Annotated in this window: 8 protein-coding genes; 2 read left to right on the forward strand and 6 right to left on the reverse strand. The window is 45.8% G+C overall.

Features of this window, described 5'->3' with window-relative positions; genetic code table 11:
* Positions 1–15: 15 nt before the first annotated feature.
* From Q0236_RS07690 to Q0236_RS07715, 6 genes are all read right to left on the reverse strand, one after another.
* Positions 16–1,353 (reverse strand): cytochrome C, encoded by a 1,338-nt coding sequence (locus Q0236_RS07690; RefSeq protein WP_297916627.1) that lies wholly within the window; start codon positions 1,351–1,353, stop codon positions 16–18.
* A 261-nt stretch (positions 1,354–1,614) separates the two neighbouring features.
* Positions 1,615–2,181, reverse strand: coding sequence for an AAA family ATPase (locus tag Q0236_RS07695; protein WP_005873246.1), 567 nt, complete (start codon positions 2,179–2,181; stop codon positions 1,615–1,617).
* A gap of 9 nt (positions 2,182–2,190) precedes the next feature.
* The gene (locus Q0236_RS07700; protein WP_297882224.1) at positions 2,191–2,883 is read right to left on the reverse strand and encodes an LrgB family protein; all 693 of its coding nucleotides are present in this window, start codon (positions 2,881–2,883) and stop codon (positions 2,191–2,193) included.
* A complete protein-coding gene (locus tag Q0236_RS07705; protein WP_081451750.1) occupies positions 2,880–3,338 on the reverse strand; it encodes a CidA/LrgA family protein in 459 nt (152 codons plus the stop codon). The genes Q0236_RS07700 and Q0236_RS07705 overlap by 4 nt, the downstream gene beginning before the upstream one ends.
* Before the next feature lie 486 nt (positions 3,339–3,824).
* Positions 3,825–4,136: a helix-turn-helix transcriptional regulator gene (locus tag Q0236_RS07710; protein WP_005870178.1), complete on the reverse strand. Its 312-nt coding sequence runs from the start codon at positions 4,134–4,136 to the stop codon at positions 3,825–3,827.
* A 12-nt stretch (positions 4,137–4,148) separates the two neighbouring features.
* Positions 4,149–5,063, reverse strand: coding sequence for a DnaJ C-terminal domain-containing protein (locus Q0236_RS07715; protein ID WP_297916629.1), 915 nt, complete (start codon positions 5,061–5,063; stop codon positions 4,149–4,151).
* 168 nt (positions 5,064–5,231) lie between these two features.
* Between Q0236_RS07715 and Q0236_RS07720 the strand changes: the two genes are divergently transcribed.
* Together Q0236_RS07720 and Q0236_RS07725 are read left to right on the forward strand one after the other, a co-directional pair.
* A complete protein-coding gene (locus Q0236_RS07720) occupies positions 5,232–6,653 on the forward strand; it encodes a Do family serine endopeptidase (protein WP_297916631.1) in 1,422 nt (473 codons plus the stop codon).
* An 847-nt stretch (positions 6,654–7,500) separates the two neighbouring features.
* Positions 7,501–11,181: hypothetical protein (locus tag Q0236_RS07725; protein ID WP_297916633.1), on the forward strand; the 3,681-nt coding region annotated here is incomplete at its 3' end.

Below are 11,181 nucleotides of genomic sequence, written 5' to 3' on the forward strand. Positions count from 1 at the left end.
CTCGCAGATCTGCACTTATATGACGCCCTCGCCCTGCACCAGCTCGCCGAATGGGATCTGCGCTAGATGCTTCATTGTCCCGCCACAGCTAGGGCAGGCTAGATACTCGGCGTCCTGCACCCACTGCGGATAGCCTCCCACGGTCGTATCAAGCTCGCCAAAGCAGTCGTAAAATGGCGAAACCTCGCCGCCTAGCTTAAATTTCATATCGCACAGTCGCGCCATGTCCTCTTGCGAAAAATAACTCTCCGTAAATCCTTCGCCTTTATAGCTTAGCTCTATCTCGCCGTCTGCGCCTCTCTTGCAAAAGTAAACGACCGAGCCGACGCAGGTCGGGCAGCAGCGAAAGATCGCATCGTGCTTTAAATTTAAAAACGCAAGCCGCGGCTCGTCGGCCTTAAGACGCAGCATATCGAGCATCTCGCAGCCGCAAAACTCGCACTTTTGCCCCGTAGGCCTGCCGATACGTACGGGCTCGTCCGCATTTTGGTTTGCGCATTCACAAGCGTCCTTTGCATTTTCGCTTAAATTTAAACCGCTACTAGCGTCTTTTTGCGCGTCTGATTTGAAATTCGCGCGCTCGTTCCGCAAGCTCGCGTCTTCGTCCATGCCCGTGCGAGAACTCTGCGCGCCCGCGTGTAAATTTGAAATTTCGTCTACGTCTTTTTGCGTGTTTTGTTCGGAATTTGCGCTGCCCGCGCCGCCTTTGAAATTTGAAATTTTACTCGCGCTTTCATCTCCGCGCCCGATCGCGCAGCCGCCGTTTTTCTCCGCGCTGTCTCTCGCGCGCACTACCGCGAGGCACTTATCAAAAACGAGCGATTTTCGCTCACCCCTCTGATCAAAGCTCCAACCGCCGATTTGCGCGTAAATTTCAGTGCCTGCGTAGAGCTTTTGGCGCCACGGCCTCGGGTTTTGATACAGTTCGTAAAAAAGCTGCGTCGTCTGCTCGTCACCCTGCCACGCAAGCGCGCACAGTAGGTCGTTTAGGGTGTTTTTGGCATTGTCCTGCAGCGAGGCGAGCTTGTGGACGAGCGCGTCTCTCATGTCCTTGGGCGCGCCAAAGTAGAGCTCGGGCGGATAGTAGATATGCTTCGCTGCCGCAGCTCGCGCGATCCTTGGATCGTGGATATCCAGCAGGCTAAAAAACGCCCAAAAATCGTTACAAATCTCCTCCCATTTTTCGATCTCATCGATGCGGTCTGCGATTTTTAGGATCATCGCCTCCACTTCGTCCGCGCTTAGGTTTAAAATCTCCTCCCGCCTCTGCTTTTGGCGGCACGAGTGGCAAATGCCGTCGAAATATATCGTGTTTTCGCCGCATTTTGGGCATAGATGGGCTTTGCTTTGCATCTTATCTCCTTAAATTTGGATTTAAATTTCGTTAAATTTTAGCTAAATTTTACTATTTTGTGGCGATAAAGCGCGGTTTAGAATTTAATGTCGCATTGAACGAGAGGCTTTATAATACAGCTAAATGCGTCATTTACAAATGGAATTCAAGCTGAAAGAGATGTGAATTTTAAATTACAATAGAAGTAGGGTGGGTTTGCGAGATCAAGTGGAATTCATCTTCGAAAAGATAAATTCCACTTTTATGCTCTTAGGCGCAAATCACTTTTCAATGTGATGTTTGACTAGATACTCGATGATATTTACCGCATTATCGATGCCGCAATACGATGTGTCGATGCAGATATTGTAGTTTGCGGACGCGCCCCAGACTTGGTTGGTGTAGTATTGATGAAAGCTCATCCTGCCTGCGTCGCTATTTTCCATATACTCTCGCGCGTCGGTGTGACCCTCTTTTTCCAATCTAGCGAGCTTAAACTCATCGCTCGCGCGTAAAAATACCGTCAGCAGATCCGGATGTCCGCGCAAGAAAAACCCGGCGCAGCGCCCAAGCACTATAACGTTGCCGCCCGAGACGATCTTTTCGTAGATTGCTACGATGCGATCGCGCTTTTGCTCATTGGCTAGCTCGTTGTGCGATATTGCCTGAAGTAGCGTATTTACGGGCATTTCGTTGTAGAACTCATACATCTGCTCGAAGCAGCCAAGCTCGTCTGCTTTGCGGAGCAGATCCGCCTTGGCTAGATAGGTGTAACCTAAGCGCTCGGCTAGTTTGCGCGCGGTTTCGCGCCCGCCTGCGCCCGTTTGTCTAGCGATCGAGATTATCATATTTTCTCCTTAGATGAAATGTGCAAAAATACCGGCACCGATGACGGTAAGAAGTCCCGTAACCGCCATTGCTAAAGACGCCATTGCGCCCTCTACGTCACCGATCTCAAGAGCGCGCGCCGTTCCCATCGCGTGACTCGCGCAGCCTAGGGCGATACCTTTTGCCATCGCCTTTTTGATGCCAAAAATTTTAAGTAGCGCCTCGCCAAATACGCTGCCGATGATGCCCGTAGCGATGATGCAGGCCACCGTTAGTGTCACGATGCCGCCTAAGCTTTCGCTGATACCCATACCGATCGGCGCTGTGACGGATTTCGGTAGTAGCGTGACATACATTGTGTGATTTAGCCCAAATATCACCGACATCGCGTAGATGCTGCCTAGCCCTGCGATCATACCCGAAATCAGTCCTGCAAAAATAGCTAAAAAATTACTTCGCAAAAGCGCCAGCTGCTCGTATAGCGGCACAGCTAGACAGACGGTAATCGGTGTTAAGAAAAAGCTAATGTGCGAGGCGCTCGCGTTAAATTTCTCGTATGGAATTTTAAAGAGTAAAAGCACGCAGACGGTAAGCATGATACCGATTAGAAGCGGATTGAAAATAGTTAGCTTAAAGCGCTTTTTTAGATAAAGCCCCAGCTCAAACGAGCCCAGGCACAAAAACACGCCGAAAAAAGCGGAGTTCATTAAAATTTCTCTCATTTTTTATCGTCTCCGGATAAAATTTCGCGCTCCAGCTTCGCATCCACGCCCTTTGTATTCACGCCGTCTTGTTCGTGCGCGGCTGCGTAAAGCCTGCGCTTAACGCGGGCGAGGGCGATTTTATAAAAGATCTGCGTTACCGCGCCGCTTGCACCGATGACTACTACCGTAGAGACTGCCGTAATCGCGATGATTGCGAAAAGATGCTGGCGTAGCGCGTCGCCTGCGATGATGATCGCAGCGCCCGCCGGGATGAAGATCACTGGCATAATCTGCATAAAAAATGACACGGTTTCTCTGATCTGCGATACTTTGATGAGTTTGAAGATCAGGGCTAAAAGCATAATGACTAGTCCGTAGATGCTAGCGGGGATCGGCACAGGCACGAGCGCCGCCAAAATCTCCGCAACAAAAGATATTCCTAAAATCACACTAAATTGGATTAAGTAGTTCAAAGCTTACCTCGGATTAAAATTTAGCGCTAAATTTATTGTCAAATTTTACATTATCCGCGACCATTTATTGGAGGCATAATCGATGAAATTTTATCTTTTCATATAAATTTACGGGTAAATTTTATAATGTGATTTTACTAAAATCCCGCTTAAAAATAGAGAAATTATGTCGCACTTTATCGCTAAATTTAGAGGTTCGCGACAAAATTTTAAAGCCCAGTACGGCTTGGAATTTTAAATTTTAAAACCAAATTATATCAAGGCGGTTTTTAAATTTAATTGCAAGAAAATTCGCCCGAGTTTGCTTAGTGCAACTTTAAATTTAACGCGGAATTTGACGCGCCCACAAATCCTCTCTGAAAATCAAAATTTATCGCTTGAATCTACGCTTGCGAGGCGATCTTGCTTTTTGATAGCATTAAAATTTCAGCTTATAGCGCCAGGATCCGATTTTTGCTGAGCTTTAAAATTTTTATTTCGCAAACCTTAATCTGTCTCTCCGCCAAGCTCTAAAATTCTAGCCCGCAGCTCCTCGATCTCGCGCTCATACTCGGCGATCCTTTCTTGCAGGCGAAAGATCACGTCCACGCCCGCAAGATTGACGCCAAGCTCCTTTGTAAGGTTTAAAATCATGCGTATGCGGTCCATATCATGCGCCGAGTACAGGCGCATCTTGCCCTCCGTGCGCCCCGGGCTTACGAGTCCTTCGCGCTCGTATTGCCGCAGCGTCTGCGGATGGATATCTAGGACCTTCGAAACTATCGATATGAGATAAACCGGCTCATCGTAATCATGCATTTTGATGCCTCCTTATAGCTTTTGCAGCGCGGCTTTGACGTCCTCGCCCAGCGAATCGACGTCGGGAAGGACGACATTTACCACCGCGTATAGATCGCCTAAAATTTTACTCTTGCGGTTTTGCACGCCGTAGCCTTTTAAGCGGTATTTCTGCCCGTTTTTGGTATTTTTTGCGATCTTTATTGTTGCGCTTTTGCTCGGCGTCGAAATTTCTACCTTTCCGCCAAACATCGCCGTTTTTAAAGGAACGTCGATTTTTTTAAAAAGATCGTCGCCTTCGCGCGTATACTCGGTGCTTGGCGCGATTTTTATTTCCAAAATTAGATCGCCGCTTTGAGCGCCTGATTTTTGTCCCTTGCCCCTTATGCGCAGCTTCTCGCCCGCATTGATGCCCGCAGGTACTTTAAATTTAACCGTCTCGCCACCTATGCGCACGCTCATCTCGCCGCCTTGTATCGCGGTCTCAAAAGGAATTTCAATCGAGCTGTGCGTATCTAGGCTCTGTGTGCCGCCAAATCCGCCGCCGAAACCGCTGCCGCTAAAGCCACTAAAACCCTCGCCACCACCGAAAGAGCTGAAACTAAATCCGCCACGTGAGCCTGCGCTTTTTGCGCCGAAAGAGCCGCCGAAAATGCTGTTTAGGATGTCGTTTAGATCGCCCATGTTTGCCGAACCCTGCGCGAAATCGTGGAAATTCTGTCCGCCGAACATCTCGTCGCCGTGGCGGTCATACTGCGCGCGCTTTTTCTCGTCGCTTAAAATTTCATACGCGGCGTTGATCTCTTTAAATTTATCCTCAGCTCCTGGCTCTTTATTGATGTCAGGGTGATACTTGCGAGCTAGCCTGCGGTAAGCTTTTTTAATCTCCTCAGCGCTTGCTGATTTATCCACGCCTAAGGTTTCGTATAAACTGCTTGTGCTTGCCATTTTAATCCTTAAAATCTTAAAATTTATGTAGATTATATCATAAAACTTTAGTGAGTGTCAATCAAGTTTGCTAAATTCTATTTATAAATTTTAATTTTGCGTTAAGAATATATTAGCGGACAAAATTTATAATTCCGCCAAAATTTCATTATCACAAAGGAAGCAAAAATGAAAAAATCGATCATCATATCGATAGCTTTAACAGGTGCGCTTTTTGGCGCCAGTATCGACATTAAAGAAGCTCCAAGCAATTATGAGCGCGTAAATCCGGGCTTTAATCAAGACGTGGTGCTTTCGTATCACAGCTCGCTTGCGGACGTAAAAAAATCCGTCGTCAATATCGCAACTAAAACCAAGATCAAAGCAGGCAATAGCCCGATGTCGCAGATGTTTGACGATCCGTTTTTTAAGCAATTTTTCGACTTTGACATTCCGCAGCAACAGGAGCGCGAGGGAAGCTCGCTAGGCTCTGGCGTCATCATCTCTGAAGACGGCTATATTGTCACAAATAATCACGTAATAGAAAACGCCGACGAAATCGTAGTTACGCTACTAGAAGGCGATAAGGAATATAAAGCCAAGGTGATCGGCACCGACCCTAAAACCGACCTTGCGATCATCAAAATCGACGAAAAAAATCTCTCTGCGGTTAAATTTGCCGACTCGTCCAAGGCTATGGAGGGCGATATCGTCTTTGCTATCGGAAATCCTTTCGGCGTGGGCGGCACCATCACTCAAGGCATAATCTCAGCACTAAATAAAAACAACATCGGATTAAATCAATACGAAAATTTCATCCAAACCGACGCTTCGATCAATCCGGGCAACTCAGGCGGCGCGCTAGTGGATAGTCGCGGCGCGCTTTTGGGGATAAATTCCGCCATTTTAAGTCGCGGCGGCGGAAATAACGGCGTAGGCTTTGCGATCCCTTCAAATATGGTAAAAGAGATCGCTGAAAAGCTCATCACAAACGGCAAGATCGAGCGTGGCTTTATAGGCGTCACGATCTCGGATATGTCTAAAGACCAAAAAGAGCTCTATGAAAGCAAAGAGGGCGCGCTAATCTCAAGCGTCGAAAAAGACATGCCTGCCGATAAAGCAGGCATCAAGCGCGGCGATTTGATTACCAAAATAAACGGCAAATCTATCAAAAACGCCAACGAGCTAAAAAATTTAATCGGCTCAATGGCTCCAGGAAGCTCAGTGGATGTAGAATTTGAACGCGACGGCAAAAGCAAGAGCACGACTATCAAGCTAGACGCGATGAAATCCGACTCCACCACCTTAGGCTCAGCCGGCGAGGACTCAAAAAGCGCAATAGAGGGGCTAAAGCTAAGGACGTTAAATGACAGCTTGCGCCGCAAATATAACCTCGACGACGATGTCTCGGGTGCCCTCGTCTTAAGTGTCAAAGATGGCTCAAAAGCCGATGATTACGGCTTTGAGGTAGGCGACGTGATCATCCAAGTCGGTCAAAACGATGTCAAAAGCTCAGACGACTTCGATCGATACATCAAAGATTACAAGGGCAAGAAAACCCTAGTCTGGGTCATCAGACGCGGAATTCCGCAAGGTCTTGTAATCCGCTAAGCTTGGTCCGCCAGGCTTTAGCTGCGAGAAAACGCGCAAGCGTTAAAATTTAACCGCGGCAAGCCCAGGACAAAGCATTAGCGGAACATGCGAATAAGCAAACAGAAGCTTTTGAGATTTTGGACTTTCTGGAAAGCGGAATTTCGAGCTTTCGAGCACAAAAGATACATAAACTATAAAAATGGGCTTCCGGCAGGCATTAAAGCTACCGGAAGCTCTCTGTTATTTCAAGCGCCTCTGAAAGCCCTCTGCTATTTCAAAATACCGCTAAAAGCTCAAATTTCGCTTGAAATTTTTAGAATTTTGCTTTTTTGCTTTTGTTTTCACTTGGAATTTTTAAAATTTAACCCTCCACGCCGCTACTTTATCGTTTTTATCGCCTCGTCTGGAACTGCTTTAAAATTTTAATCTCTTTGCTAACAACATACCGCAGAAGTATGTGCTTCTAGCCTGGACTTCAAATTTTAATTCCTCTTGTATATTACTTCACTTTAAATTCTACAAATCCAAATTTTATAAAATCTATGTCCTACCCTATTTCTCGATATCAGAAACTGCTGCCTCTTTATTCTAGCGCTTTTATCGCAGCGTCGTTTCTTGGGAATCCCGCTGGCTAAATTTTAAGGTCGGAATTTTAAAATTCCATCATTTTGTAATCGTAATTTTTCGTTTAAGCTTCGATAACAAAAATAAGCTGAAATTTTACTTTATTATCGAAAACGTTACATCGCGATACCCATTTTTTCGCATTAAGCTACCTTTCGTTAGAAATTGTATTAAATTTATTGTAAATAGGTATTTTTATAGTATAATGGATAGTTTTTATTTTTTACAAAGGATTACAACTATGAAAGATATTAAGATACCGATTATCTCAGGTCTGAGCATCGCTGCTACGCTAGCACTGATGCCGATGCAAGCTTTAGCCGACAATGCAAAAGCGACAGTAACCGGCGGCGGTAGCAATAAACTGCATCGCTCGGGCACCACTACTTATTATTCCGGTGGTTACGAGGGTGTGGTATCGGGCGCTTCCAGCGATCATATAGTAACTATTACGGGCGATCCTAACGGTGTCGATATGTCTTCATATACCATATACGGCGGCGGTATGGGCGATCCTAATGTCGTACCTACGAAATCCGCCGATCGAAACAGGATTATCGTTAAAAACGGCGCTACCGCTACTACTATAATAGGCGGCGAAGGCAAAGGCGCAACCGGCAATACCGTAAGTATAATAAATGCAACCATTAATCGAGCTGTTCTCGGCGGCAACGGCACTTGGGCTGGAAATCCAGGATATTCGGGAAATGCCGTCGGCAACACCGTAAATATTGAAGGCAATAGCCATATAATCGGAGATAATGCGGGCGTAACCAACTTTGAAGCGATGGTATCGGGAGGTCGCGCTAGATATGGTGCCTCTGCGAATAATAATACTGTAAATATCACCGGTGCTGCGAAGATAGATATGGGTAGGATAGAGGGTGCTACCATACATCAAGGCGGCTCCGCGAAAGGCAATAGCGTCAATATCACGGGTGCTGTCGTCTTAAATACCGATCAAGAAATAGACGGCGCGGTATCCGTAACTCCAAATTTCGCTAGTACGTTAGAGGAGAATTATGTCGTCATAAACAACGCCGGTGCTAAGCTTCAAAATATAACAGGCGCCAATGCTACTAGAGAGGGCATTACCATTGGAAGCAAAGCTACGGCTATTGGCAACTGGGTAGAGTTAAAAGCAGGACAAGTCGAGTCCACCACCGGCTCATATATGGCTAAGGTATCTAAAAATAACTATTCTAAGATTACCGGCGGAACCGTCATACACGATGTACAAGGAGGCTTTGGCGGCGGCGGGAACACTACTCACGTCGCTACGAGCGAGGGCGACCATGCGGAAATACAAAGTGGCGAAGTAAAGGGTAGCGCTTACGGCTTCCGCAACGTAAACGGAGAGATAAAAAGTAGCTACGTTGAAATGAGCGGAGGCAAAGTAGCACAAGATGCTATCGGCGGAAACAGCGTTAACGGCAAAATTTCAAACACCAAAGTAACTCTAAACGGCGGTGAAGTAGGTCGCGACGTCATCGGCGGAAACAGCGTTAACGGCGACGTTACGGGCGCCAGAGTAGAGATCGCAAACGGCGCTACGATGAGCCACGATATCATCGGCGGTAGAAGCGAAAAAGGTAATGCCGAAAATAACTGGGTAATAGCGGATTTGACCGGCAAAAGCGTCTTTCAGGTAATCGGCGGAACCAATCAAATCAACAGCGGCAGCGGAACGGCAAATAATAACCACGTGCAAGTAACCGGCGGAACGCTAAACGGTCCTGCTCTAGGCGGACGCGGTGAGCAAGGCGTCAGCGGCAATGAATTCTCTGCAACCGGAGTAACCTTTAACGACAACGTTTCTGGTGGAACTACGTCAAAAGGTAATGCTACGGGAAACGTTTTAACCTTGTCAAATTCTAAAGTAGAGGGTGGTAAACAAGTCAAAGGCGGCAATGCTATGTTGTTGGGCTCCGCATCGGGTAACCGTGTAAATTTATGGGATCATACCACCGTAACGGGAGATGTTTTCGGCGCGGAGGCTGTGGGGGCAAATAGCAATAATAATACGGTACATTTATCAGATAGCACCGTCACCGGCACGATTTACGGCTTATACGGCACCGGTAGCGGCAGCGGCAACACCTTGATAAATGCTTCAAACGCTAGCAATCCAAATCAAGCGGGCAATATTGCTAGATTTAATGTTTTAAATTTCCAAAACATATCAAATGCATATTCCGATGCAAGCAAAGCCGCACTTCAAATCACGGACGGGGTTAAAACTAATATCAATAAGGCTAAATTTCAGCTTGGCGACCATGATTATGATGTAGATACTTACGCGATAGGCGACGGCGAGAAGCGCTATCTGATCCATAATGAAAACGGATTTACGGGCTTTGACGAAACGCAAACGACTAAGCGCACTGATAACGTATTTACGATCAAAAACGCCACTACCTACTCGATGAATTTAAAGGGTTTGATGAAAGATGATGACGGAAAATCCATCGTAATCCAAGGTAAAAAGAAAACCGACCGCACTATCGATGGAGCATTCGATAACGGCGAGGTCGGCAAATATAACGGCCCTGCAGGCGATCCTACTATCGACGTAGGTGAAGATCCAAATGCACCGCAGAATTTCGGCGGGCTAGATATCGATACGAATAACGTTCCTAACGCTACGATAAATCTAGTAAGCGGCGATAATATCGGCGAAATAAGAGCCAATGGCGATGATACGATAAACGTAGGTAAAACTGACGGCTCTTTAGTACCGGGCACTATCGAAGCTGAAAATATCGTAGGCGTTGGTAAGTTAAATTTCAATATGCCTAATGGTTACAACGGCGATCCGGCTCTTAAACTAACTGGCAATACCCCTACAAATCTAATCGGTACCGACGTTAAGATAAATAATGCTCAAAAAGATAAGGACTATACCCTAATTAAAGGCAACGCTGCTATAAATTTCCAAGATAAAACCACTCAAAAAGAGCAAGTCTATAACATTATAGACAACGCTCACTATCAATATGACGGCGAGACCTTTAGAAAGCAAAATAACAATAAAGAGCTTATCTATAGAGAAGGCACCATTACCGATGCTTGGAACGACAACGACTTTGATAGCAACGAGCTAACTAAGAATAAAGCAGATAATGCAGCTCAAGGCGGAACGCCTCTATTTGATAATAAAGGCAACACCGTAAATATCGTATCTACTGCAGGCGATCTAAGCACTAAATCCGTTTACGGCGGTGCGACACTAAGCGGCAGCACGGATGACGTATTTAATAACACCGTAAACATTAATGGTGCTGATACTAAAGAGATTTTTGCCGGTGCTTCTAAAGGTAGCGGTAGGGTTTACGACAACGTAGTAAATTTCAATGCAGGAAGCGTAGTAAATGCTATTAGCGGCTCAGACGATGCATCTAACGCAAGAGGCAATAATAATGGCAACACCCTAAACGTAAATAACGCTCACACTCAAAAAACCGCAGGCAATATTAAGAATTTCAATGCTCTTAACTTCGACGGAGTTACCGCAGCTACTAACGGAAGCGCTGCAACCGCTGCTTTAAATTTAACTACTAATGCCAATACAGACATTAATAACGCTAAATTTAAGCTAAACGGCGAAGAGTATGACGTAGATAAAGATACCTATGGCTCTTTAAATATCGAAGAGGGTAAGGAGTATCACCTTATCCGCAATGCTGGCAATACCTTTACGAATTTCACCGAAAAGGCTAAGCAAACAACTAGTGAGTTTACTCTTAAGAATTCTACCACCTACGACATAATGTTAAAGGGTTTGATTAAGAGCAGCGATGATCAATCTATCTTGATTCAAGGAAATAAGCTTACTTCAAGAAAAATTTCCAATGATGGCAAATTTGACGGCGGAGAGATCAATAAATACGGAAATATCCCAAATCCTGTAATAAACGTAGTT

This window comes from uncultured Campylobacter sp., assembly GCF_938031315.1.
In the GTDB taxonomy this organism is placed as follows: domain Bacteria; phylum Campylobacterota; class Campylobacteria; order Campylobacterales; family Campylobacteraceae; genus Campylobacter_B.